Consider the following 26,212-nt stretch of genomic DNA (forward strand, 5'->3'; position numbering starts at 1 on the left):
AAAAGTTCATAAGTATCATACCAAAGTGGTGAAGGAAATTCCATTAATCTAGCTGATTTTTATAAAGTGTCATAATGAAAGCGCGTCCATATAAAAGGGCATCTCTAATAATGGAAAAAATGTTAATTTATTTTTTGTGGAAGGTGTTTTTTCACAGCTGCACGGATATCATCAATATCAAACGGCTTAGCAAAGTGCATGATAGCCCCGAGTTCTTTTGCTTCCTGGATCATATCCAATTCTCCATAGGCCGTCATGATGATGACACGAATATCTTTGTCAAGTACTCTCATTCTTTTTAATATTTCAAGCCCATCCATTCCAGGTATTTTCATATCCAATAGAACAAGATCTGGGTCATGTTTTTTAACAACATCGAGAGCTTGAAGGCCATTAGCTGCTTGATACGTATTGTAGCCTTCTTTTTGAAAAACCTCATTAAGCAGAATTCTGATTCCAAATTGATCATCAACAATTAATATTTTTGCTTTCATAACTCCACTCTTCCCTTTTTCAAAATTTTAAAAAGCGAATCTTTGAACTCTACATTTTTTATGTATTCTAAAATTGCTTCTATGTATTTCTTCTATCCCTTGCTATACTTTCTATATTTTTTTCAAATATCCTTCCTCAAAACTTGGGATTATGTAACAAATTAAATAATTTCCTCCATTTTCTTGGATTTTTTTAAAAATCGCGTTAGATATTGAAATTAAAAGTATGATTTTTTAAAAATGTGTATAATATAGTCGAAAACCGTATTCTAGGAGGACTTTATGTTAAAAATTTTCACAACCCAATTAACGGGAGTATTTAAAAAGATAGTCGAGGATGAAGCATTTTCACTTGAGGACGGTGCCCGTCTACTCGCCCAGGCAGGTGCTGGATCTGGAACCATTTATATTTTTGGTTCACGGGAAATGAAAGCTATTGAGTTTGAGGCCCTAGAAGGAGCCGAACCATTAAAAGATGCCGTTATTTTGACAAAATCCACGATAGAGGATTTAACCGATGCTGATCGTGTTTTGTTAATCTCACGTTTTGCAACGGATGAAGAGGTGAACGAGTTAGCCATACTCCTTCAGGAAAAAGGGATTCCCTTTGTTTTAATTTCAACCGTTCTGGATGAGGAAGCTGATTGCCCAGCCGTCAATTTGGCTGATGTTCATATAAATCTTAGACTCACAAAAGGGTTAATTCCAGATGAATTCGGAAATCGCTTTGGATACCCAGCTTCCATGGCTGCCTTGTTTGCTTATTACGGAATCAAATTCTCGATTGATGAGATGTTATCTGAATATGAATAATAGGCGCGCATTTTAGACCATAACTTTGCCCGTTGCTTTCCGCTCCGGGCACTTGCTTTCCGCGGGGAGGGATGGGAGCCTCCTCGGCGTACCGCCTGTGGGGTCTCCCATTCCCTCTATTCCCGCAGGAGTCAAGTGCCCTCCGCTCCAATCAACTCAGATAGATAAAGTAGAAAAATCTGAAAACACCCAAAGTCCATCATTGATTCCCAAAAGCCTCTATTTTAACCCACTAGTGGAATCAAAACGGTTAGAGGTAACGATTAGAGACCATTACGCCCTGGAAGAAAGTTTATTCGTAAAAACATTAGGTTACAGGCCAATAAAAATTGCTTGAACTAAAGAACTTTTATCAATTCATCTATCTGATAAACAGCTTTTCTTAGTTTTTTAGAACGACACAACAAAAAAGGTATAATTCCCTCAGGTAATTGAGGTATTATACCTTTTTCACATGGACAATATTAAAGCCCATTTTTGATTTTTGACACTCTGTTGATTGGAGCGGGTGTGCTCGACTCCTGCGGGAGCAGCGGGACAGGGGAGACCCCGATGTCATTAACTCATAATTACAATAAATAACAGTTTTGACTTCACTTTTCTTTGATTGCTACTATTTACCTTATATTTTCGTTTTGAGAGTTAAATGAACTTTTCGCGGATGATTTATTTCGTATTAAGAACGCATCTCTTATTACTATCATCTAATTTCCACCAGGATATTAATATTTTCGGGGGTAGCTGTAAAGATTAGAGCATAATCGTGCCCGTGATAGACGAGAGCATGATGTTACCCGAAGGCTTCTATTTAAACCATCTAGTTGAATCATTCGGGTGATGAAGGCCCAAAATCAGTAATTGGTGAGAAAAAAGTCCTTCATTCCCGAAGTCCACATTTTTTGTTGTCAAAGGGGATCAAGGAGCATGAATAGACGGAAAAATTCCGCTTAATTAGTAAATTAGATCAAAAATAGCATAAATAGAAGGAGAAATTCCGCCTATTGACTCGAAAACCTCAAAAATGGGGGGCATTTCTTTGCATAACCGGAAAAATTCCGCTTATTTACCCGAAAGAGCTCCATTCTGCATCTAACCGGAAAATCTCCGCTTATTTTTACCCGAGTAAGGACAAGCCTTCTTATTTAAGGGAATTTTACATCTACAAGTAGTAAGCGTTGTACATTTACAAAGGATGCTTTCGGATTTTCCTACTTTATCGCTCTTGAGTTGATTGGAGCGGAGGGCACTCGACTCCTGCGGGATGTAGAGGTCACGGGAGACCCCGCAGGAGCGAAGCGACGAGGAGGCTCACGGACCTCCCCGCGGAAAGCGAGTGCCCGGAGCGGAAATCAACGGGCAAAGTTATGGACCAAAAACAACAATTTATGCAGAAATCCTAAAAGCAATTATTTATTTACATCATTTGGAAACTAAAGTTAATGACATTAGGTGAGACCCAACAGGCGCTTCAGCGCCGAGTTATCATGAACGAAACTAGCTCCTTACTCGTAAATTCGTAGGTTAATTTGGTTAGAATGTTTACTGATGAAAAACAAAAAACCAAATCAGAGCTACATTACGGAAGGAGCTAGTCATTATGAAGGATACCATTAAATATGTAGGTTTAGACGTATCAAAGGAAAAAATTGCAGTCGCTATTGCCGATGAGGGCCGAGGGGAGCCTAGATACCATGGAATGATTCCTCATACACCAGAAGAAGTGAGGAAATTAATGAAAAAATTGGGCAGCCCGGAATCTCTGCGAGTGTGTTATGAAGCTGGTCCGACAGGATATCCATTGTACCGACTATTTATCACACTAGGGATTCACTGCTCGGTGATTGCCCCGTCTCTTATTCCTAAAAGACCTGGAGAACGTATTAAAACGGATCGCAGGGACTCTGTTCGCTTAGCTCATTTATATCGGGCTGGAGAGTTGACTCCAATTTATGTACCAACTCCAGAGGATGAGGCTCTGCGGGATCTTGTTAGGTGTAGAGAAGATGCCAAAGAAGACGAACTGAGAGGAAAACACCGATTAAGTAAATTTTTACTGCGTAATGATATTAAACCTCCTACTGGAGTAAATAAGTGGACAATCAAATATTTCAGATGGCTGGACACTTTAAAATTTGAAAACCCTTCTCTACAAGTAACCTTCCAGGAATACTACCACCAACTCAAAGAGTTAGCACAACGTATTCTAAGGTTAGAAGAAGAAATTAAAATTCTAGCGAGTGAAGGTGTCCATGCCAAAAAAATTCAAGCACTCCAATCATTAAGAGGAGTAGCTCTTATTACAGCGACAAGTATTGTAGCAGAAATCGGTTCTTTTAAACGTTTTACTACACCGAGGCAATTCATGGCTTATGTTGGTTTAATCCCTAGCGAGTATTCGAGTGGTGAAAAAAGGAGACAAGGAGAAATAACCAAAACAGGTAATCGACACGTACGGCGTTTATTGGTAGAGTCTGCCTGGAGTTATCGGTATCAACCCTCTGTTAAAGGAGAACTACAAAGACGGCAAAGTGGGCAATCACCAACGATTCAGGCAATATCGTGGAAAGCACAGAACCGACTCCACAAGAAGTATTTCCGCTTATTATCAAGAGGGAAAGAAAGCGGTAAAGCCATTACAGCAGTAGCGCGAGAATTGGCAGGTTTTATTTGGGCAGTGATGCAAGAAGTAGAAGATATACCTCAAGCTTAAAAGGTTACGTGTTCCTCAAAGCAAGATAGATGTATAAATAGAAAAATGAGAATAGGGCTCGAAGGCAAAGAGAAAAACCGGAAAGGAAAATCCACGTGCCTCCTCTGTGCTATATCTAAATAGATTAACGCACGTCCCGAGTTAGTGGAAAAGTCCTTTATACGGAAAGATAAAATGTGAAAACCCACGAATATCAGAGCGCTAACCGCTGTAGAGATTTTTGCCTTCGTGCCGTGTTCTTACCTTCTATTCAAAAAAAAGAAAAAGGAGGAAGGATCATTTCATCTTTAGCTAAAAAAGTGTCTCACCTCTTGGAATAGCTGTCAAGAAGAGCACTTGACAGCTATTCCAAGAGGTGAGAAGTGGTCAGTAAGCTAAAGAAGGAGCTATTCTAGCCAGAATGGCTAAATACCCTACTAAGACAAGAAGCCGAAAATAGCTTCTCTTCTTAAGAGTACCCAAAAACAAAGCAAAACCTATTGTGGAGTGGGGGCCTTGACAGTTTCGTTCATATCAGGAGGCTCACCGCCCGCCCCGCGGAAAGCGAGCACCTGGAGCGGAAATCAACAGACAAGTTTCAAAGAACGTTACAAGAGGACTTTTTTCAGTGCCCTCCTGTAAGTATCAGTTAATGAAAAAGGGTCAGACCTCACTTGAAGGTCTGACCCTTTTCTCTTTTTTAAAATTATTTTTGTAATGTTGCTTTTATAAATTCACGGAATAGTGGCTGTGGACGGTTTGGTCTTGAGACGAATTCCGGATGGAATTGGGAAGCAACAAACCAAGGATGGTCCTTAAGTTCGATGATTTCAATTAAACGGCCATCTGGGCTTGTCCCTGAGAAGACAAAGCCTGCTTGTTCCATTTCTTGACGATATTGATTGTTAAATTCAAAGCGATGGCGGTGGCGCTCATAAACGACTTCATCATTATAAGCCTCAAAAGCCTTCGTATTTTCAACAATTCGGCATGGTTGTAAACCAAGACGAAGAGTCCCACCTAAATCTTCAATATCCTTTTGTTCCGGTAGTAAATCGATAATTGGGTGTTTTGTATCTGGCATAAATTCAGATGAATGTGCCCCAACTAATCCTAATACATTTCGGGCAAATTCAATGGTAGCAAGCTGCATACCAAGGCAGATTCCAAGGAATGGCTTTTTCTGTTCACGAGCAAATTGAATTGCATGGACTTTCCCTTCAATTCCTCGGTCACCAAATCCACCAGGGACAAGAATACCATCTACATCATTCAACAATTCAGCGACGTTCTCGGCTGTAACAGATTCAGAATTAATCCACTTCACTTCTACGTCAGCATCAAATGCATATCCTGCATGCTTTAATGCTTCTACAACTGAAATATAGGCATCCTGAAGCTCAACATATTTACCAACAAGGCCAATTTTTGTTTTTCCAGAAAGGTGTGTAACTTTATCAACAAGTGCTTTCCATTCTGTCATATCCGCTTCTTGCGTAATCAATTTCAAGTGATCGCAAACAATTTGATCCATGTTTTGTTCTTGAAGTTCAAGCGGAACGGCATAAAGTGTATCAGCATCGCGAGCCTCAATAACCGCTCTCTGATCAATATCACAGAAAAGAGCAAGTTTGTCTTTCATATCTTGTGAAATTGGCATTTCTGTGCGTACAACAATAATGTTTGGCTGAATTCCAAGACCGCGAAGCTCTTTTACGCTGTGCTGGGTTGGCTTTGTTTTCATTTCTCCAGCAGCTTTTAAATAAGGAATAAGTGTACAGTGGATATACATGACATTATCCCGACCAACATCACTTTTAATTTGGCGAATAGCTTCTAGGAATGGGAGAGATTCAATGTCCCCTACTGTTCCACCAATTTCTGTGATGACAACATCTGCATTTGTTTCCCTGCCAGCACGGAAGACACGATCCTTAATTTCATTCGTAACATGTGGAATGACTTGAACGGTTCCACCTAAATAGTCTCCACGACGTTCCTTTTGTAGAACGGTTGAGTAGATTTTACCAGTTGTAACACTACTGTATTTCGTAACATTGATGTCTACGAAGCGCTCGTAGTGCCCTAAATCTAAGTCCGTTTCTGCACCATCGCCTGTTACGAAAACTTCACCATGTTGATACGGGCTCATCGTACCTGGGTCTAGGTTAATATAAGGATCAAATTTTTGAATAGTTACACTTAAACCCCTATTTTTTAATAAACGACCTAAAGAAGCGGCGGTAATTCCTTTACCAAGTGAAGAGACCACGCCACCTGTTACAAAAATATACTTTGTCATGAATTTATTCCCCCTCAATTACAGTTTGTACATTATGCCCTGTTTGCTTACGGATTCTTTGCAAAAAATTATTTTAATCAAACGAGTGATTTCTATAAAAATAAAAAAGCACCCCGCCTACTCTAGGTAAGGGAGCGCTGATTAGCAAAGTATATCGTCCTTTTTAAAGGAGCCCAAAAATGATTTTACAAGGGCACGCTGAAAAAGTCAAGTTGATTACAGGTCTTCTTCATCCTCTTCATCGAGCTCTTCATCTAGTTCTTCGTCTAGATCATCATCATCAAGATCATAGTCTTTCTCGTCTTCCATGATGTCATCATCGTTATCCAATTCATCTGGATCATCAATATCATCAAAGCTATCATCATCTTCAACAAGGTCATCATCTTCCGAAAATTCGTCCAGTTCCTCGTATTCAAGATCCTCTTCAACTTCATCAAAATCATCGATATCTTCATCAATTACCTTTTTAGCCTTTTTCTTTTTCTTAGCTTTAACTGTTGTAATAACAACTTCTTCTTGAGCGGTATCAACTGGATACCAAACACGAAGTCCCCAACGATTCTCCCCTAATGATAAGAAACGACCGTCTATGTTTATATCTGTATAAAATTGGGCGATTCTTGATTTTACTTCTTTATCACTTAATCCAACAGTAGTTGAAATATCGTCCATTAGTTGGTTAAATGAAACCGCCTGTGTACTATTCTTTAAATATTCGTAAGCCATTTCAATAAGGGACATTTCTTTTAATTGCTCTTTTGAGAATTGTTTTAAACTCAAGATTGGCACTTCCTTTCGCTATTCACACTCTTAAAATGAGTGGTTATCCGACTATGGAGATATTTCTCCCAGAATGCATATTCTCCATTATAAACAAAATATTCATGTTTATGCTAGTTCTATCTGCAGTTTACTTGAATTTTTCACTGTCCGTTTCCTTGTATCCCGACTCTTTTTGTTGTTTATTCTTTTTTGTTTCCTTTATGGACACAACTAGAAAGAAAATGGCAAGCAGTAAAAATGAGACTGCTCCTAATTGACGTTCATAAAGATAATATAGCGGCCAGGCAAAGACAATTAATATTAAAGCAATATACGTTAATTTCATCCATTCACACCCGCCAGTTTCTAAATACGCTTTTTCTATTAAGATTATATAGGATAAATTACTTTTTTAATAATTACTGGACAAAATATTTTTAAAAATGTACCTACAATATTTTACAGCTTCATAAACAAAAAAAACAATGGTTTGTATTTATGCTACAAACCATTGCAAAATTTCACTCCTTTTTTACATATTCCGGCGGTATTGCCCGCCTACTTCATAGAGTGCTCTAGTAATTTGCCCAAGGCTAGCCACCTTTACGGTTTCCATTAATTCTGCAAAAATATTTTCATTTTGAACTGCCGCTTCTTTTAAACGGTGCAATGCTGAAGGAGTAGCTTCCTTATTTTTTTGCTGGAAATCTTGCAAATGATGTATCTGCAATTCCTTCTCTTCCTTTGTTGCTCTTGCAATTTCCATATTATCGACAGATTCCTCTGAAGGTGGATTTGGATTCAAGTACGTATTGACACCAATAATCGGCAATTCCCCAGAATGCTTCTTCATTTCATAGTACATCGATTCATCCTGAATTTTGCCACGCTGATATTGCGTTTCCATCGCGCCAAGGACACCGCCGCGATCATTAATACGATCGAATTCCTGAAGAACAGCTTCTTCAACAAGATCCGTTAGCTCCTCAATGATAAATGATCCTTGAAGTGGGTTCTCATTTTTTGTTAAACCATGTTCTTTTGTAATGATCATTTGAATAGCCATCGCCCTGCGGACAGATTCCTCTGTTGGTGTTGTAATTGCTTCATCATACGCGTTTGTATGAAGGGAATTACAATTATCATGCAAGGCCATTAATGCCTGTAGTGTTGTCCGGATATCGTTAAAGTCAATTTCTTGGGCATGCAGGGATCTTCCAGATGTTTGGATATGATATTTCAATTTCTGACTTCGATCATTTGCTCCATATTTATTGTGCATTACTGTTGCCCAGATTCGGCGTGCTACCCGACCAATAACTGTATATTCTGGATCCAAACCATTTGAGAAAAAGAAGGAAAGATTCGGTGCAAAGTCATCAATTTTCATACCCCGGCTTAAATAATACTCTACATACGTAAATCCATTCGAAAGTGTAAAAGCAAGCTGAGAGATTGGATTAGCCCCCGCTTCGGCAATATGGTAACCGGAAATTGAAACCGAGTAATAATTGCGCACCTGCTGATCAATAAAGTATTGTTGAATATCACCCATCATCCGGAGGGCAAATTCAGTTGAAAAAATACAAGTATTCTGCCCTTGGTCTTCTTTCAAAATATCAGCCTGGACTGTGCCCCGGACAGTTTTCAATGTAAAGGATTTTACTTGTAAAAGTTCCTCCTCTGTTAAACACCGCCCCAATTCAACCTCTTTTTTCTGTACCTGCTGCTCGATTGCAGCATTCATGAACATCGCTAAAATGATAGGAGCAGGGCCATTAATGGTCATTGAAACCGATGTAGATGGATGACATAAATCAAAGCCTGCATAAAGCTTTTTCATATCGTCCAATGTACAAATACTTACCCCACTTTCACCGACTTTCCCGTAAATATCTGGACGGTAGTCGGGATCTTCCCCGTAAAGTGTTACCGAGTCAAATGCCGTGCTTAAGCGCTTTGCTGGATCATCTTTTGATAAATAGTGAAAGCGCCGATTTGTCCTGTCTGGTGTTCCTTCCCCAGCAAATTGACGTTTTGGATCTTCCCCTTCACGCTTAAAAGGAAAAACTCCCGCTGTAAAAGGAAAAGAACCAGGGACATTTTCCCTGTACACCCAGCGCAAAATTTCACCATAATCTTTATATTTTGGCAAGGCTACTTTTGGAATATCTAGTCCTGAAAGGCTTTTTGTTTTTAAAATGGTGAGAATTTCTTTGTCACGAACTCTTGTAACAAATTGATCACTTGAATAGGCTTTCGTTGTCTTTTCCCAGTTATCGAGAATTGACTTTGACTCCGAAGTTAATTTAGACTTTGTTTCTTCCGTTATTTTCTCTAATGTAGCAATAATCTCTTCGTTTGGATCATGTTCTTTGACAGCGGCAATTGCTCCTTCAAGCTGAAAAAGCTTCCGAGCGAGGTTTGCCTGCTTTTCAGCCTTTTGATGGTACCCTCTAACTGTTTCAGAGATTTCCCTTAAATAGTAGCGACGGTCATTTGGAATAATTACATTTTGTTTTTCAACTTGTGCCTTTTTGCTAAAAGAGGTTTCCCAATTGGTTCCTGTCTTTTCATTGATCTTTTCAATTAGTCCTGCAAATAAAGCGTTTGTCCCTTGGTCATGGAATTGGCTGGCAATCGTTCCGTACACAGGCATTTCAGATGGATCCTTTTCAAATAACATATGGCTGCGCTGGTATTGCTTTTGTACCTGGCGCATTGCATCCTCAGAGCCTTTACGCTCAAATTTATTAATGACAATTAAATCAGCAAAGTCGATCATATCAATTTTTTCTAACTGGGAAGGTGCCCCAAATTCACTTGTCATGACATACATTGCAATATCGCAAATCTCGGTAACTTCTGCGTCACCCTGACCGATTCCACTAGTCTCGATAATGACAAGGTCAAATCCTGCTGCTTTTGTCACATCAACTGCTTCTATAATGGCTAAGGAAAGCTCCGTTTTGGATGATCTTGTTGCAAGACTTCGCATAAAGACATTCGGGTTAAAAATAGCATTCATTCGAATTCTGTCACCTAAAAGCGCGCCACCCGTTTTTTGCTTTGTTGGATCAACTGACAAAATAGCAATTTTTTTATCTGGGAATTCATTGATAAAGCGGCGAATTAATTCGTCCGTTAAGGAACTTTTTCCGGCGCCACCTGTCCCAGTGATTCCGATAACAGGAATCGTCCTTGTTACTTGTTCGATTTTTTCGAGGGCAAATTCGGCGGCAGCGGCAGTTTCTCTAGTTTCATCCACATGAAGCTCAGCAAGTGTGATTAGCTTTGCAACCGCATTGACACTGCCTAATTCAAGCTTTTCGATTTGGCCAGGTTCAACTGTTGAAAAATCACACTCTTCTAGCATGAGATTAATCATCCCCTGCAAGCCTAGTGTTCTGCCATCATCCGGGGAAAAAATCCGTGCAATTCCGTATTCATGGAGCTCTTTCATTTCACGTGGAATAATAACTCCACCCCCGCCACCATAGATACGTATTTGAGGGGCACCTTTTTCGTTTAACAAATCTCGCATGTATTTAAAATATTCTACATGTCCACCTTGATAAGAAGAAATGGCAATGCCTTGTACGTCTTCTTGTATAGCAGCATCGACTACCTCCTCCACCGAACGGTTGTGACCCAGGTGGATCACCTCCGTCCCACTCGACTGGAGAATTCTTCTCATAATATTGATAGAGGCGTCATGACCGTCAAAGAGACTTGAAGCGGTTATGAACCGAACGTGATGCTTTGGCTTATAAATTTCTGTCGTATTCATCCTTTTCCCCCTGTTCTAAAGAAATACGGCGCAAGCACCATGTTTACCCAGCCCCAAATTGCGCTTGCCGATTAAAAGCTTGAAATCCTCCACTTTGACGGTATTTAGTGAAATTTACTTTATACCTGATAATAAAAACTCTGTCTGTAATTCAATGTATTCTTCCAATGTGTACAATTTTTTTAGGGCCCAACGCCTAAAACCCCACATTTGCCCCTGGACAAAGATGTTATGGGCAATTATGTTAACTTGTTTTTCTGACAAATTGATTTCTCCATTTTCAACACAATGAATAAGAAGTTCCTCAAACATTTCCACCATTTCAATCTCTCTTTTTAAAACATATGGAAGTGCATCCTTTGTAAGTGATTTTGTTTCTTGATACATAACGAGTACTTCCGCCTGCATTTCATCCATAACACGAAAGTAATTAGCAATCCCAAGGCGAAGGCCATTTAACGTTCCTTTTTTGGGGTCCAAATCCTTTTGAAGCCGTTCGCGAACATGGTCATAGATGCTGTCACAAACGAGATAAAGAATATCTTCCTTTGTGCGAATATATTCATATAAAGTGCCAATACTAAAGCCTGCTGCTCTGGCGATTTCCCTTGTCGTCGTCCGGTGAAATCCCTTTTCCTTAAAAAGGGTTACGGCCCCTTTAATCATTTGATTACGCCTTTTTTCCACGAGAAGTTCATCCTTAACAGAAGCCTTGATTTCCTGCTTTTTCATCATCACGATACCCTCTACTCTATTTTGTCAGCATTCTCGAAATAACGAGGCGCTGAATTTCCTGGGTTCCTTCATAAATTTGGGTGATTTTTGCATCGCGCATGAATCGTTCCACGGGATAATCTTTTGTATAGCCATAGCCTCCAAAGACTTGGACAGCTTCAGTTGTCACCTTCATAGCCGTATCGCCAGCAAATAGTTTTGACATGGCGGACTCTTTTCCGTAAGGCAGTCCATTGGATTCAAGCCATGCTGCTTGATAGGTTAATAGTCTTGCAGCTTCTATATTTGTTGCCATATCAGCTAGCTTAAAGCTAATTCCTTGTTGGGCAGCAATTGGCTTGCCAAATTGGCGACGTTCTTTTGCATATTCAACAGCCGCATCAAGTGCGCCTTGGGCAATTCCCACGGCCTGGGCAGCGATTCCGTTGCGCCCTCCATCAAGTGTTTGCATAGCAATTTTAAAGCCTTCTCCTTCAGCCCCTAATCGATTTTCAAGAGGAACCAAGCAATCTTCAAAAATAATTTCAGTGGTTGGCGACGAACGTATGCCTAGTTTCTTTTCTTTTTTTCCAACAGAAAAGCCTTGGAAGTCCTTTTCGATAATAAAAGCAGTTGTTCCTTTTTGTTTATTCGTTGGATCTGTTAGGGCAAAAACAATATAAATGTCTGCAACTCCACCGTTTGTAATAAAAATTTTCGCCCCATTTAAAATATAGTGGTCACCCTCAAGACGGGCTGTTGTGGTCATTCCGCCTGCATCTGAACCACTGCCTGGTTCTGTTAATCCATAGGCACCAATTTGTGTACCTTCTGCGATTGGGCGTAAATATTTTTGTTTCTGTTCTTCAGAGCCAAATTTAAAAAGCGGCCAGCCAGCAAGTGATGTGTGGGCTGATAGCATAACACCTGTGGAAGCACACACTCTTGAAAGCTCTTCTACAGCAATACAATAGGCTAGGTAATCACTACCGATTCCACCATATTCTTCTGGCCATGGAATACCTGTTATACCAAGCTCCGCCATTTGGTCAAAAATTTTCCGATCAAAGCGTTCTTCTTCGTCACGCTCTGCTGCAGTTGGGGCAACTTCATTTCTAGCAAAATCGCGGACCATTTTTCGAATCATTTCATGTTCTTCAGATAATTTAAAGTTCATTTTTTTAAATCCTCCTCATTTTTTATTGGGCTGGCCCCATGATTAGTTCGTGATTAGCTTACTAATTACAATTCGTTGAATTTCACTTGTTCCTTCATAGATCTCGGTTATTTTCGCATCACGGAAGTATCTTTCGACAGGATAGTCTTCCGTATAGCCGTAGCCACCAAAAACTTGAATTGCCTCGGTCGTTACTTCCACTGCTGTTCTCGATGCAAATAATTTAGCCATTGATGCTTCAAGACCACACTTCAAATCTTGGGACCTTAAATTTGCAGCCTGGTAGAGTAATAGTTTTGCAGCTTCCACATTTGTAGCCATATCAGCTAGTTTAAATCCGATACCTTGTTGACTAATGATTGGTCGACCAAATTGGTGGCGTTCTTTGGCGTAGGATGTTGCAGCTAGAAGGGCTGCTTCTGCTATTCCTAAGGCTTGAGCCGCAATTCCAATTCGTCCTACATCAAGATTTGCCATCGCAATTTTGAATCCTTCTCCCACGCTTCCAAGCAGATTTTCTGTAGGTACTTTCATATCCTGAAATGTAAGTTCAACCGTTCTTGAACCATGTAAACCCATTTTCTTTTCATCTTTACCAACAACAAATCCCGGTGTATTTTTTTCAACAATGAATGCAGATATGCCCTTGCTTCCTAATTGTGGATCTGTGGATGCAAAAACCAAATAGATATCAGCTTCCCCGCCATTGGTAATAAAGGTTTTCGAGCCATTGATGATATAATGATCACCATCTATAATCGCTCTCGATTTTAAACTGGCTGCATCAGACCCTGAACTGGCTTCTGTTAAGCAAAATGCCCCTAAATATTCACCTGAAGCTAACTTTGGCACATACTTTTGCTTCTGTGCTTCTGTTCCAAAATAGACAATCGGATTTGTACAAACGGATGTATGCACAGATAGGATAACCCCAACAGTAGCGCTAACTCTTGATAATTCATTAATTGCAATAATATAAGAGACGAAATCCATCTCCGCGCCGCCGTATTTTTCCGGGACGGGAATGCCCATTAGGCCAAGCTCTCCCATTTTGCGGAGGATCTCTCGCGGAAATTCACCTTTTTCCATATTCTCGATAAATGGAGCAATTTCATTGGTGGCAAAGTCGCGAACCATTTTCCTCATCATTTCTTGTTCTTCTGTAAATCTAAGATCCATCGTTATCCCCCCTGAACAATTTGAGGATCATCATTTAGCACAATTGAGCCGTTCCCCATTGCGGAACCCAACCCTAACTATATGTGTAAAATCCCCGACCCGTTTTCCGTCCGAGCCAACCTGCTTTTACATATTTCCGAAGCAACGGACATGGTCGGTATTTGTCATCGCCAAATCCCTCATGAAGGGTTTCCATAATATATAGGCATGTATCTAATCCAATAAAATCAGCTAATGTTAGCGGCCCCATCGGATGATTCATCCCAAGCTTCATCACTTCATCAATGGCCTCAATCGACGCAACCCCTTCAAAAAGGGTGTAAATAGCTTCATTGATCATTGGCATAAGAATACGGTTAGACACAAATCCTGGGAAATCATTCACTTCTACCGGAACCTTGCCCAATGTTTTCGTCATTTCTTCAATCGCAAAATAAACCTCGTCAGCTGTTGCCAAGCCACGAATCACTTCGACAAGTTTCATGACTGGAACTGGATTCATAAAATGCATACCAATTACCTTTTCAGGACGGTTCGTTGCCACAGCAACCTCAGTAATTGGCAGGGATGATGTATTACTAGCTAAAATCGTATGTGCTTGTGCAATTTGATCCAGTTGGGCAAAAATCTTTGCCTTAATGTCCATGTTCTCTACTGCCGCTTCGATCACGAGATCAACTTGACTAGCATCCTGTAGATCAGTTGAGGCCGTGATGCGACCCATTATTTCTTGCTTCTCCTCATCTGACATTCGGCCCTTTTCCACTTGCCTTGATAAATTTTTATTGATAACACCTAGTCCGCGCTCTACAAATTCAGGTTTAATGTCGTTCAAATAGACTTGATATCCCCCTTGGGCACAAACCTGAGCAATTCCAGAGCCCATTTGGCCCGCTCCTACAACCATTACCTTTTCAATATTCATCTTCAATTCCCCCCATTTCCTTCGTTCATCTATGTTCTTGGCACTTCAATCATGACTGCATCACCCTGTCCGCCGCCACTGCAAATGGCTGCAATTCCAACACCACCGCCACGCCGCTTCAATTCATGCATAAGGGTAATAATGATACGCGCTCCACTGGCCCCAATTGGGTGTCCTAATGCGACTGCACCGCCATTGACATTTACTTTTTCCGGATCAAGACGGGCAATTTTCTCACCTGCCAAGGCAACAACCGCAAATGCCTCATTAATTTCAAATAAATCAATATCTTCAAGCGTTTTTCCAGTCTTCCTCAACAATTCATTTATGACAAGTCCTGGTGTTTGCGGGAAATCCTTTGCTTCAACTGCAACACCGGCATGGGCAAGGATAACTGCCTCCGGTTTTCTTCCTTCTTTCAGTGCACGTTCCTCACTCATTAAGACAAGGGCAGCTGCGCCATCATTTATTCCTGGTGCATTACCAGCTGTGATCGTTCCATCTGAATTAAAAACAGGAGGAAGTTTCGCAAGCTTTTCAAGGGATGTATCTTTTCTTGGCGATTCATCATTCTCGACAACAACTGGTTCTCCTTTTCGTTGCGGAACAAATACAGGGACAATTTCTTCTGCAAATTTCCCACTTTCCATTGCGGCTATTACCCGTTGATGACTGCGATATGCCCATTGATCCTGGTCTTCACGACTGAATCCCATTTCTTGGGCTGTTGAATTTCCGTAAGTTCCCATATGAAGACCTGTAAAACTACATGTTAAGCCATCGTAAACCATTAAATCCTTTACAGAAGAGTCGCCCATCCTTAAGCCCCACCGGACGTTTGGAAGAATATATGGTGCGTTGCTCATTGATTCCATTCCTCCAGCAACAATCACTTCCTCATCACCGGCACGGATAATTTGATCTGCCAATGTGACACTGCGCATTCCTGAGGCACAGACTTTATTGATCGTTTCTGTTTTGACATTCCAAGGTAGGCCAGCGTTTCTTGCTGCTTGCCGAGATGGGATTTGACCTTGCCCACCCTGAAGGACAGTCCCAAGGATGACCTCCTGAACATCGCCCACTAAAACATCAGCCCGGATTAAAGCTTCCTTCACGGCAAAACCACCCAATTCTGAAGCGGTAAATGAGCTTAATCCTCCGCCTAATTTGCCAAATGGTGTTCTAACACCGCTTAAAATGACCGTTTTCCCCATCTAGACCCTCTCCTCTTCTTACCTTTTTAAAAAAGTATTTTATTAAAATTTAAGAAGCAACCGTCTTCGTTTCACCGCAAACTGATTTTTCAAGCAGCTCGGCTATATCTAAGGTTTGAACGGTTTCCTCAACTTCTTTGGCTTTTGTTCCATCCGATAGCATAGTTAAGCAGTACGGACATGCCGAGCTTATCACTGTTGGTTTTACTTCCAGAGCCTGTTCTGTTCTTGCTTCGTTAATACGCTCCCCTGTATCTTCTTCCACCCACATTAAGCCACCACCAGCACCGCAGCACATCGCGTTTTCTCTGCTTCTTTCCATTTCCACAAGCTTTACTCCAGGAATAGCTTTTAAAACATCTCTTGGTTGTTCATAGACATTGTTATAACGACCTAAATAACAGGAATCGTGGTAGGTAATCGTTTCATTGACTTCATATTTTGGTACAAGCCTTCCCTCTTTCACAAGACGCGCCAACACCTCTGTATGGTGATAAACCTCAGCCTTCAAACCAAAATCAGGGTATTCATTTTTGAATGTATTGTAGGCATGCGGATCAATAGCGACAATTTTCTTTACACCGCTTTTTTCCATTTCCTCAATATTTTTCGTTGCGAGCTCCTGGAAAAGAAACTCATTTCCAAGGCGACGTGCTGTGTCGCCAGAGTTTTTTTCCTTATTGCCAAGGATGGCAAATTTCACGCCTGCTTCGTTTAACAGCTTGGCAAACGATAGGGCAATCTTTTGGCTACGGTTATCGTAGGACCCCATCGATCCTACCCAGAAAAGATATTCAAACTCTTCCCCTGACTTACTCAGTTCTTTTACAGTTGGTACGACTACATCCGTGCGGGCATCACGCCATTCCTCTCGGGCCTTTCTGTTTAAACCCCATGGGTTGCCTTGGCGTTCAATATTTTGCATTGCCTTCTGTGCATCTGGTTTTATTTTCCCTTCCGTCATCACAAGGTAGCGCCGTAAATCAATAATTTTTTCTACATGCTCATTCATTACCGGACATTGGTCCTCACAATTTCTGCAGGTCGTACAAGCCCATATCTCTTCTTCCGTAATGACATCACCAATAAGACTTGGATCATAAATTAATGATGCAGCAGATTCTTCTGCACCAAGTCCGCCTGCCGCAATTGCCAGTTGATTGCCTTTTGTATGAGTAAAAGCAAGTTTTGGAACCCATGGTTGCTTGGATGTAACAGTGGCACCATAATTGGTCAAATGGTCGCGAAGCTTGACGATTAAATCCATTGGTGACAGCATTTTTCCAGTCCCAGTTGCAGGACATACATCGGTACAGCGTCCACATTCTACACAGGCATATAGATCAACTAATTGAAGCTCAGTAAAATCAGTAATTTTTCCAACCCCGAATGTTTCCTGTGATTCATCTTCAAAATCAATTTTCTTAAGCTTTCCTGGCACATCTAAGCTATTAAAATAAACATTAGCTGGTCCAGCAATCAAATGCGCATGCTTAGACTGTGGCACATACACTAAGAAAGATAGTAAGAACAACAAGTGCAGCCACCATGCTACATAAAAGATCGCGATTGATGCTGTCTTTCCAATCCCAGATAAGACAATTGCTATTAATGATGCAACAGGTTCTGACCATGTTGGATCTTCACCATGCCAGATGATTCCCATTCCATTTCCAAGAAGGACAGAAATCATTAAACCTCCGATAAACAGCAAGACAAGACCTGATTTAAAATTCCTTTTTAAGCGGACAAGTTTCTCGATATAGCGGCGATAAAATGCCCAAATTACGGCCACTAAAATAACAAGCGAGACCATTTCTTGAAAGAAAGTAAAGCCCGAGTACAGTGGACCGAGCGGTAGGTGTGCGCCTGGCTTTAACCCCTTCCAAATAAAATCAATCGCCCCAAACTGAACGAGAAGGAAACCGTAAAAAAACATGACATGTATTGCGCCACTTTTTTTATCCTTTAAAAGTTTTTTCTGTCCAAACACATTAATCCAAATTTTCTCGAGTCGTTTTTTAACGTCGTTATCAAACTCAGATTTCTTTCCTAATTTAATGAAATCAATCCGTGTTTTAACAACATAGACGAATAAACTAATTGCGTAAGCGGTTACAATTGTAAACGCAACAAAATTTGCCCATAATAACCCCGTCATTTAAAGCGCCCCTTCCCCTTAAATTGTTGATTCCAGACTAGTTTGGAGAAAATTTAAAAACTACCAAATTTTCAGAATATAAATATATCTTATAATATGAATGAGCGTTCAGTCAATAACCTTTATATAACTTCGTGAACTAATAGTTTCTCTACTTCTGGTAAACCTAATATATATGTCTTGAAAAGGGTCAGAACCTCGCAAAAATGAACAACTGATAAAGAAAACTTGCTGATTTGAGTGTTGATTATTTTTCAACGATAGGTACTTACATTAGCACGTTAGCTAAGATAAACCTTCACTAAAATTACGTGAGATTTTTTATCACTTACACCACCTGTAAATTTGGTTTTTTGAATGAATTGTATTTTAAAGTGAACATCATGTAGGTTTTATAGGAGATGATCCGAATGACATTCACAGCTATTTTCGCCATTTTACTACTCATTATTATTTGGCTTATATTTGATTTTCAGTTGGGAAGGAAAAGGCATCTTTCGATCTTGGAAAAAAATGAATCTGCTATCCTTTATGGTGACTTTGATATTTTTCCGCATGGTAAAGAATTATTTGCTGATTACTTTCAAGAATTGAAAAAGGCTAAAAAACATATTCACGTGCTATTTTACATTCTGAAAGATGATGAAATCAGCCATAAGTTTTTACATATTTTAGAGGAAAAAGCAAGGGAAGGGGTCGAGGTTCGACTTATCCTCGATAGGCTCGGTAGCTTCAAAGTGACGAAAAAGGCTATCAAGTCCTTACGGGAAGCAGGGGGCCAATTTGCATTCAGCAATCAAATCAAATTCCCCTTTCTTTTTTATTCCATCCAGGTACGAAATCACCGTAAAATATCAATCATAGATGGGGTAATTGGTTATCTTGGCGGATTTAATATTGGTAAGGAATATATCGATCTTGATCAAAAGCTAAGCCCTTGGCGCGATTATCATTTAAAAATAACTGGAGAGTCTGTCCCCTTTTTGCAGCATACATTTTTAAATGAATGGAAGGAGTATGCTGAAGTCGATGTAAACAGCTCTTTGTATTTTCCTGAGCAACAACTAAAAGGTACTGTTCCCCATCAATTTTTGGCAACTGAAGGGGCATTTCTTGAGGATTCATTTATTAGACTAATCCAAATGGCCAAGGAGTCGATCATAATTGGAACACCGTATTTTATTCCAAGTAAAATCATTTTTGACAATTTAATCAGTGCAGCAAATAGAGGAGTCATTGTTAATATTATTGTCCCTTACACTGCCGACCATATCCTTGTCCAGGAAGCATCTTTCCGCTACTTACGAAAGCTTCTTAAGGTAGGAGCAAACATTTATCAATTTAAAAATGGCTTTTACCATGCAAAAACGCTCACCATCGACAATCAAATTTGTGATATTGGTACGGCTAATTTTGATAAAAGAAGCCTATTTTTAAACAAAGAAATCAATTGTTATATTTACAACTCTGAATTTACGGAAAGATTAATGGGCATTATTCACAAGGATATGCTTGAATCAGAGCCCCTTACATTAAAAGATCTTACTAAGAGGAATTTTTTTCGTTCAGTTAAAGAACGCATTGCAGAAGTGGTTTCATTTTTTTTATAAGGCTCTTTTCTTAAACTTTGTTGCTAGTTGAAACTAAATTAGAATGGGATTCCAGTTTACCGATGAAAACCGTAGGAAGTTTTTAAGAAAAGAGCACGATACTATTGTTATTTCGGGTTTTTAGACTAGGTACGAAAAACAACAATCTATGCGAAAACAGCCTTTTATAAAGAAAACTGGGCGATGATTAGGCGTAGTTGCACTTATGCGCTAGAGAATTTATCGATATAAATTCTCTAGCTAAAAAAAGAAAGGAGCATTCCGATGAAAATTCGTTTCGGTTATGTTGCGCAATCGATTAGTTTATGGGATGCGTCCCCCTCCAAAACGATCACTTGGACACGTTATCAACAATTAAGCGAAAAAGAAAAAAGGGAAAAGTTACTGCAGATAACCATGCAAAATCTAGACCATTCACTTCGAATGCTCTATTTCAATATCGCCCACGAGATAGAACTCTATCGATTTTCAAGCTCCATCGTCCCGCTAGCGACACACCCTAATGTTCGCTGGGACTTTATCACTCCGTTTCGAGAAAAATGGCATGAAATCGGAGAATTGGTGAAAAAGAAACAGCTTCGAATTAGCTTTCACCCTAACCAATTTACTTTGTTTACCTCTAATAAATCGGAGATAACAAAAAACGCAGTAACCGATATGGAATACCACTATCAAATGTTGGAGGCAATGGGCCTTCAACATGATGGTCTAATAAATATTCATATTGGTGGTGCCTACGGTGAAAAAAAGAAGACAATCGCTCGATTTCATCATAATCTTCAGACATTGCCTACTTATGTTAAGAAAGTGATGACATTAGAAAATGATGATAAAACATATAATGCGGAAGAAACATTGAGTGCATGTATCGAGGAAAATATACCATTTATTTTTGATTACCATCACCACATGGCCAACCGATGTGAAAAACCACTCGAAGAATTAATACCTCTTAGTTTTGAAACATGGAAAGGTTTTGCTCAGCCCCCGAAAATCCATATCTCCTCACCTAAATCAGATAAGGAATTCCGCTCCCACGCTGATTTTGTTGATCTTGACTTTATCTTACCTTTTGTCAAACTCCTTCAAGAATTAAAGCATGACGTTGATTTCATGATTGAGGCAAAGGCAAAAGATCAGGCAATGTTAAAATTAATTGCGGATATTAGTAAAATTAGAGGGATCAAGCGAATTAGTGGCGGGTGTATTGAACTAAAATAAATGCGTGGCAGGTTCCTATTTTAGACGGAAATAATCAAAGTTGAGAAATAATTTTTGTTGTGGAAAAAGGAAAAAGAGTCCCAAAAGACTCTTTTCTTACTAATCAGAATTTATATCCATAAATTCTGCTAGCGCATAAGGGCAACTACGCTAATCGCCCTTAGGGGCTCACCAATCGGCGTGTTTCCTTTATTCCTCAATTAAATTCAGTACAGGCACATCACGCTCATTATCAGGATCTTTTCTTGAATAGATCCTGGCCATTTTCGAAGTTTCCTCAACATTTTGGATAATAACTGGAACACCCTCATAGGTTACATTGATAATTTCAGGAGACTCTAGTATTTCCTTTGCTCTGCCAACATTCATTCTGTCCACTCCTCAATTATATCTCTATTTTAAATTAACCACTGCACCCTTTTTTATACTGATTTTACACATATGAAGATGCCCTTTTTAGAACAAATAGTTCCGATAACGTGGAGAAAAATAACAGTATAAATGGCATATGATTTGGTTATGTAAATAAGGTTTTAAATAGCATACAAAAAAGGGATTTCGGGTTCATCGCCTTTATGAAGAAGGTATCTCCGGTTTTACCCGCGGGGTTTTACAATTTACTCGCGAGTTTTTCTGTTTTACCCGCGGATAACAAGGATTTACCCGCCAACCCCATACAATCCCTTGTATTTTTCAGCTAAAACGACGGGCTGAGGCCTGGCGAGGTAATTAATTTTTTAATTTTTCCAAAATTTAGGTTTATTTGTATGCATGCAGTACAACTTACAGCTACTTTTCTTAAGATCTTACCCAGTTACCCGCCGAGTTTGTCACTTTACCCGCGGGATTTTACTATTTACCCGCGAGCTTTACAGTTTTACCCGCGGATAACAAGGATTTACCCGCCAACTCATTACAAGTACCTTCAAAATAAATTCCACCACTCTCAGTCCAAATAAAAAACCCCTTCTCCAGAAGAAAAGGGGCCACATCCATTTACATTTTTTCCGGAGCTGAAACGCCGATCAAAGCAAATGCATTTTTTAATGTAATCTGCACTGTTTTTATTAGAGCGAGACGTGCCTTTGTCCGCTCAAGATTATCACTGTCGAGCACCTTTTCCGCATTGTAGAAGCTATGGAAAGTGGATGCTAATTCAAAAATATAGTTGGTGATGCGGTGCGGCATTCTCTTCTGAGCTGCTTCACTAACCACTTGTGGGAATTCTCCAAGTTTTTTCAATAAGTCTACTTCTTTTTCTGCTTGGATTAATGCAAAGTCTGCATTTGAATCGATTTGAATTCCTTGTTCCACGCCTTGACGCAAAATGCTTGAAATACGTGCATGGGCATATTGCGCATAAAAAACAGGATTTTCATTTGACTCGGAAACAGCTAGATCCAAATCAAAGTCCATATGTGTATCGGAGCTTCTCATCGCGAAGAAGTACCGAACGGCATCGAGGCCGACCTCATCAACGAGGTCACGCATGGTTACAGCCTTTCCCGTCCGTTTGCTCATCTTCATCTTTTCGCCGTCCTTATATAGATGAACAAGCTGAATAATTTCCACCTCAAGAGCATCGCGGTCATAACCTAGGGCCTGAATAGCTGCTTTCATCCGAGGGATATAGCCATGATGGTCTGCACCCCAAATATTAATTAGCTTTTCAAAGCCGCGATCAAGCTTATCCTTATGATAGGCAATATCTGGTGTTAAGTACGTATAGGAACCGTCATTCTTGATTAGCACCCGGTCTTTATCATCACCGAATTCAGTAGAGCGAAGCCATGTTGCGCCCTCTTCCTCAAAAATATACCCGGTCTTACGCAATGCAATTAAAGCCTCGTCAATTTTTCCGTTTTGATAAAGAGATGTTTCAGAAAACCACACATCAAAGCCAACCCGGAAATCCTCAAGATCTTTTTTCAACTTGGCCATTTCAATCTTTAAGCTGTATTCACGGAAAAAGTCAAACCGTTCTTTTTCATCAGCTTTCACGTATTGATCGCCAAATTCTTCTGCTAATTTTTTCCCAATCCCAATAATATCAGCACCATGATAGCCAGATTCAGGCATTTCCTTTTCAAGTCCAAGTGCCTGGAAATAGCGCGCTTCAACGGAAACTGCTAGATTGTTAATCTGGTTGCCAGCGTCGTTGATATAATACTCACGTGATACATCATAGCCTGCTTTTGCTAGTACGTTGCAGAGCGAGTCCCCGACAGCCGCACCGCGGGCATGTCCAAGGTGCAGATCACCCGTTGGGTTTGCTGAAACAAACTCAACCTGTATTTTTTGGTGATTCCCAACGCTTGTTTCCCCGTATTTTTCACCAGCCTCCAAAATGCTTGGAATCAAATCAGGTAAATAGCTGTTATTCATATAGAAATTGATGAATCCAGGTCCAGCCAACTCTATTTTTTCAATGGATGCCTTTGAAAGATCAAAATGGGCAATCAATTCCTCAGCTATCAGACGTGGTGCTTTTTTGGCAACACGTGTTAGTTGCATGGCCATATTTGTCGAATAATCACCGAATGCCTTTTCCTTAGGAATTTCCAATATGACATCTGGAATTTGATCTTCTGATGCAAGATTTGCCTTTATGACTGCTGCTTTTATTTCTTGTTTTAATTTACTTTGCACCTGTTCAACTATGTTCATTGTCTTCCTCCTTAAACGTGATTTCTAAATGGTATGTCCCTGCTGGATTTCCCTGCATAAAAAAATCATAAAGTAAGTCTATGTAGCCTTCGCCGCTTTTGGCATTGTAGGAATGTTCAATTTTTTTCGCAACGGCTGCCGTTTCAAATTTCCCAAATGGCAACTCATAACTACCTTGCAACTCTTTATTCAGACTGAACGGCATTCTCATTTTAACAGCGCCACTTCGCAAAATGAGCGCTTCCGCTTCTGCCAACTTCACAATTGTCCGGATGCTACCTTCTGCTGCTTCTTCCTCGTACTGTAGGAAGGAAGCAATGTCTTTTTGATAAAAACGGCCAGATGCACTTGATTCTATAACATCCTTGCCTTTATCTTGAAAAATAGTCGTTTTTACGTTGATTTTCACAGGCATTTCAGAGGTGCACTCCTTTTGGTCTTTATTATACCGCATTCGGGTGACAATTCAAAAGAAGCCTGACCCTTAAGCGGGACAGGCACCTTAAGAATTTATTTAACCCAACCAAGAAGCATTTCACGAATTAACTTGCTGGCTGTGTTTGCTGTTTGTTCTGATGGATCATAAATCGGTGCTACTTCGACGAGATCTGCTCCGACAACTAAAACATCCGATTGAGCAATTTCATGAATAGAAGCTAATAATTCCCTTGAGGTAATTCCACCACAATCAACCGTTCCAGTTCCAGGTGCATGTGCTGGGTCAAGCACATCTATATCAATCGTTACATAGACAGGACGGCCTGCAAGCTTTGGTAAAATTTCTTTCAAAGGCTGATGGACTTCAAATTTAGAAATATGCATTCCGACTTCTTTTGCCCAATCGAATTCTTCTTTCATTCCTGAGCGAATTCCAAAAGAGAAGACATTCTTTGGCCCGATATGCTCAGCAATTTTACGAATTGGGGTTGAATGGGATAATGGCTCCCCTTCATAATCCTCGCGCAAATCGGTGTGAGCATCCATATGGATGATCGCTAAATCTGGGTATTTTTTAAAAACAGCTTTCATAACAGGCCATGAGACGAGATGTTCGCCGCCCATGCCGAGAGGGAATTTCCCAGCGTCCAACACTTTGTCAACAAACTCTTCAATCATGTCAATACTTCTTTGCGGATTTCCAAATGGAAGCGGAATATCGCCAGCATCGTAGTATTTAACATCCTCAAGTTCACGATCTAAATAAACACTGTATTCTTCAAGACCAATGGAAACTTCGCGAATCCTTGTCGGACCAAACCGAGATCCTGGTCGATAACTAACTGTCCAATCCATCGGCATTCCATATAACACAGCTTGGCTTTCCTCGAAGTTTGGATGACTCTTTATAAACACATTGCCTGAATATGCTTCATCAAAACGCATTTGCATGCCTCACTTTCTGGGGTACTGTCCCCTTACAGGTTTAACGCATTAACTTGTCGGGGGGCCTGACCCCCGACACAACAATACGTTACTTCACTAAATCCCCAACAAATTTTGGCAACACAAAAGCAGCTTTGTGTAGTTCTTTTGTATAGTATTTTGTTTCAATTTCATGGAAGCGATCTTCGCTCACTTCTAATGGATCGTATTTTTTTGATCCAAGTGTAAATGCCCATAGGCCACTTGGGTATGTTGGTATATTTGCCACGTAAAGGCGTGTAATTGGGAAAATTTCCTTCACGTCTTTTTGAACATTACGGATTAAATCTGCTTTAAACCATGGATTATCAGACTGTGCCACGAAAATACCATCTTCCTTCAATGCTTTGGAGATTCCTGCATAGAAGCCTTTTGTGAAAAGGTTTACAGCTGGGCCAACAGGTTCAGTTGAATCCACCATGATAACGTCATATTCATTTTCACTTTCAGCAATGTGCATGAAACCGTCGCCCACTTTAACATCAACACGTGGATCATCTAATTTTCCTGCAATTTCTGGAAGAAACTTTTTAGAGTACTCAATAACTTTCCCATCAATATCAACAAGTGTTGCTTTTTTCACGCTTGGGTGTTTTAACACTTCGCGAATTACTCCACCGTCACCGCCGCCAACAACTAAAATGTTTTCTGGATTTGGATGGGTAAATAGTGGGATATGCGCGACCATTTCATGGTAAACAAATTCATCTCTAACAGATGTCATGACCATATCGTCTAGTAACAGCATGTTGCCCCATTCTTCTGTCTCTACCATATCAAGCTTTTGAAATTCTGTTTGCTCTGTATGTAAAGTCTTATTCACTCTCATTGTAATTCCAAAGTCTTTTGTCTGTTTTTCCGTAAACCAAATACTCATATTTTAATCTTCCTTTCAATCACGATTCATTTGTCTGTCTATTATAGACTACCCCAATTAAATACAAACATGAGAAAAAGTATAGAGGAATCTAGCAAAATTTCAAGAAAAATTTTCATTTTTCATAGACAAATGTTTAAAACACTCTTATTTTTTTCATACTGTTACTATAGATAAATTTACCAATTG

General features: G+C 40.0%; 20 protein-coding genes. 4 read left to right on the forward strand and 16 right to left on the reverse strand.

Features of this window, described 5'->3' with window-relative positions; genetic code table 11:
• Window positions 1–122: 122 nt before the first annotated feature.
• Window positions 123–494 carry a response regulator gene (locus RCG20_RS10355; protein WP_308184157.1) on the reverse strand — a complete coding sequence of 124 codons (372 nt, stop codon included), beginning with the start codon at window positions 492–494 and terminating at the stop codon, window positions 123–125.
• Between the two features lie 282 nt (window positions 495–776).
• Here RCG20_RS10355 and RCG20_RS10360 point away from each other — a divergent pair, with 282 nt between their 5' ends.
• Together RCG20_RS10360 and RCG20_RS10365 are read left to right on the forward strand one after the other, a co-directional pair.
• Entirely contained in the window at window positions 777–1,307 is a 531-nt protein-coding gene (locus tag RCG20_RS10360) for a DUF2529 domain-containing protein (RefSeq protein WP_308184158.1), read from the forward strand.
• 1,597 nt (window positions 1,308–2,904) lie between these two features.
• Complete coding sequence (locus tag RCG20_RS10365) at window positions 2,905–4,017, forward strand: IS110 family RNA-guided transposase (RefSeq protein WP_308182784.1); 1,113 nt, start codon at window positions 2,905–2,907, stop codon at window positions 4,015–4,017.
• Between the two features lie 685 nt (window positions 4,018–4,702).
• On the opposite strand, the gene RCG20_RS10370 is transcribed toward RCG20_RS10365, so the two are convergent.
• From RCG20_RS10370 to RCG20_RS10415, 10 genes are all read right to left on the reverse strand, one after another.
• Window positions 4,703–6,298, reverse strand: coding sequence for a CTP synthase (locus tag RCG20_RS10370; RefSeq protein ID WP_308184159.1), 1,596 nt, complete (start codon window positions 6,296–6,298; stop codon window positions 4,703–4,705).
• 216 nt (window positions 6,299–6,514) lie between these two features.
• Entirely contained in the window at window positions 6,515–7,081 is a 567-nt protein-coding gene (gene rpoE, locus RCG20_RS10375; RefSeq protein ID WP_308184160.1) for a DNA-directed RNA polymerase subunit delta, read from the reverse strand.
• A 130-nt stretch (window positions 7,082–7,211) separates the two neighbouring features.
• Window positions 7,212–7,409, reverse strand: a complete 198-nt coding sequence (locus RCG20_RS10380) for a hypothetical protein (RefSeq protein WP_308184161.1) — start codon at window positions 7,407–7,409, stop codon at window positions 7,212–7,214.
• 186 nt (window positions 7,410–7,595) lie between these two features.
• Window positions 7,596–10,853, reverse strand: a complete 3,258-nt coding sequence (gene icmF / locus RCG20_RS10385; RefSeq protein WP_308184162.1) for a fused isobutyryl-CoA mutase/GTPase IcmF — start codon at window positions 10,851–10,853, stop codon at window positions 7,596–7,598.
• 114 nt (window positions 10,854–10,967) lie between these two features.
• Window positions 10,968–11,585, reverse strand: a complete 618-nt coding sequence (locus tag RCG20_RS10390) for a TetR/AcrR family transcriptional regulator (protein ID WP_308184320.1) — start codon at window positions 11,583–11,585, stop codon at window positions 10,968–10,970.
• Between the two features lie 19 nt (window positions 11,586–11,604).
• Window positions 11,605–12,744, reverse strand: a complete 1,140-nt coding sequence (locus tag RCG20_RS10395) for an acyl-CoA dehydrogenase (protein WP_308184163.1) — start codon at window positions 12,742–12,744, stop codon at window positions 11,605–11,607.
• 42 nt (window positions 12,745–12,786) lie between these two features.
• A complete protein-coding gene (locus tag RCG20_RS10400; protein ID WP_308184164.1) occupies window positions 12,787–13,923 on the reverse strand; it encodes an acyl-CoA dehydrogenase in 1,137 nt (378 codons plus the stop codon).
• Between the two features lie 73 nt (window positions 13,924–13,996).
• The gene (locus RCG20_RS10405; protein WP_308184165.1) at window positions 13,997–14,848 is read right to left on the reverse strand and encodes a 3-hydroxybutyryl-CoA dehydrogenase; all 852 of its coding nucleotides are present in this window, start codon (window positions 14,846–14,848) and stop codon (window positions 13,997–13,999) included.
• A gap of 29 nt (window positions 14,849–14,877) precedes the next feature.
• On the reverse strand, window positions 14,878–16,065 hold the full coding sequence (locus tag RCG20_RS10410) for an acetyl-CoA C-acetyltransferase (RefSeq protein WP_308184166.1): 1,188 nt from the start codon (window positions 16,063–16,065) through the stop codon (window positions 14,878–14,880).
• A 49-nt stretch (window positions 16,066–16,114) separates the two neighbouring features.
• Window positions 16,115–18,226: a (Fe-S)-binding protein gene (locus RCG20_RS10415; RefSeq protein ID WP_308184167.1), complete on the reverse strand. Its 2,112-nt coding sequence runs from the start codon at window positions 18,224–18,226 to the stop codon at window positions 16,115–16,117.
• A 410-nt stretch (window positions 18,227–18,636) separates the two neighbouring features.
• Between RCG20_RS10415 and cls the strand changes: the two genes are divergently transcribed.
• Both cls and uvsE read left to right on the forward strand, forming a co-directional pair.
• Entirely contained in the window at window positions 18,637–19,836 is a 1,200-nt protein-coding gene (cls, locus tag RCG20_RS10420; protein ID WP_308184168.1) for a cardiolipin synthase, read from the forward strand.
• A gap of 264 nt (window positions 19,837–20,100) precedes the next feature.
• Window positions 20,101–21,057: a UV DNA damage repair endonuclease UvsE gene (gene uvsE / locus RCG20_RS10425; protein ID WP_308184169.1), complete on the forward strand. Its 957-nt coding sequence runs from the start codon at window positions 20,101–20,103 to the stop codon at window positions 21,055–21,057.
• A 189-nt stretch (window positions 21,058–21,246) separates the two neighbouring features.
• On the opposite strand, the gene RCG20_RS10430 is transcribed toward uvsE, so the two are convergent.
• From RCG20_RS10430 to speE, 5 genes are all read right to left on the reverse strand, one after another.
• Window positions 21,247–21,426 carry an H-type small acid-soluble spore protein gene (locus RCG20_RS10430; protein ID WP_308184170.1) on the reverse strand — a complete coding sequence of 60 codons (180 nt, stop codon included), beginning with the start codon at window positions 21,424–21,426 and terminating at the stop codon, window positions 21,247–21,249.
• A gap of 627 nt (window positions 21,427–22,053) precedes the next feature.
• Window positions 22,054–23,724 carry an arginine--tRNA ligase gene (argS, locus tag RCG20_RS10435; protein ID WP_308184171.1) on the reverse strand — a complete coding sequence of 557 codons (1,671 nt, stop codon included), beginning with the start codon at window positions 23,722–23,724 and terminating at the stop codon, window positions 22,054–22,056.
• Window positions 23,711–24,139 (reverse strand): YwiB family protein, encoded by a 429-nt coding sequence (locus RCG20_RS10440; RefSeq protein WP_308184172.1) that lies wholly within the window; start codon window positions 24,137–24,139, stop codon window positions 23,711–23,713. The genes argS and RCG20_RS10440 overlap by 14 nt, the downstream gene beginning before the upstream one ends.
• Before the next feature lie 95 nt (window positions 24,140–24,234).
• Entirely contained in the window at window positions 24,235–25,107 is an 873-nt protein-coding gene (gene speB / locus RCG20_RS10445) for an agmatinase (protein WP_308184173.1), read from the reverse strand.
• An 88-nt stretch (window positions 25,108–25,195) separates the two neighbouring features.
• Window positions 25,196–26,023 carry a spermidine synthase gene (speE, locus tag RCG20_RS10450; RefSeq protein ID WP_308184174.1) on the reverse strand — a complete coding sequence of 276 codons (828 nt, stop codon included), beginning with the start codon at window positions 26,021–26,023 and terminating at the stop codon, window positions 25,196–25,198.
• Between the last annotated feature and the right edge of the window lie 189 nt (window positions 26,024–26,212).

Origin of the sequence: Neobacillus sp. PS3-40, from assembly GCF_030915485.1 — a bacterium.
In the GTDB taxonomy this organism is placed as follows: Bacteria; Bacillota; Bacilli; order Bacillales; family Cytobacillaceae; genus JAUZPL01.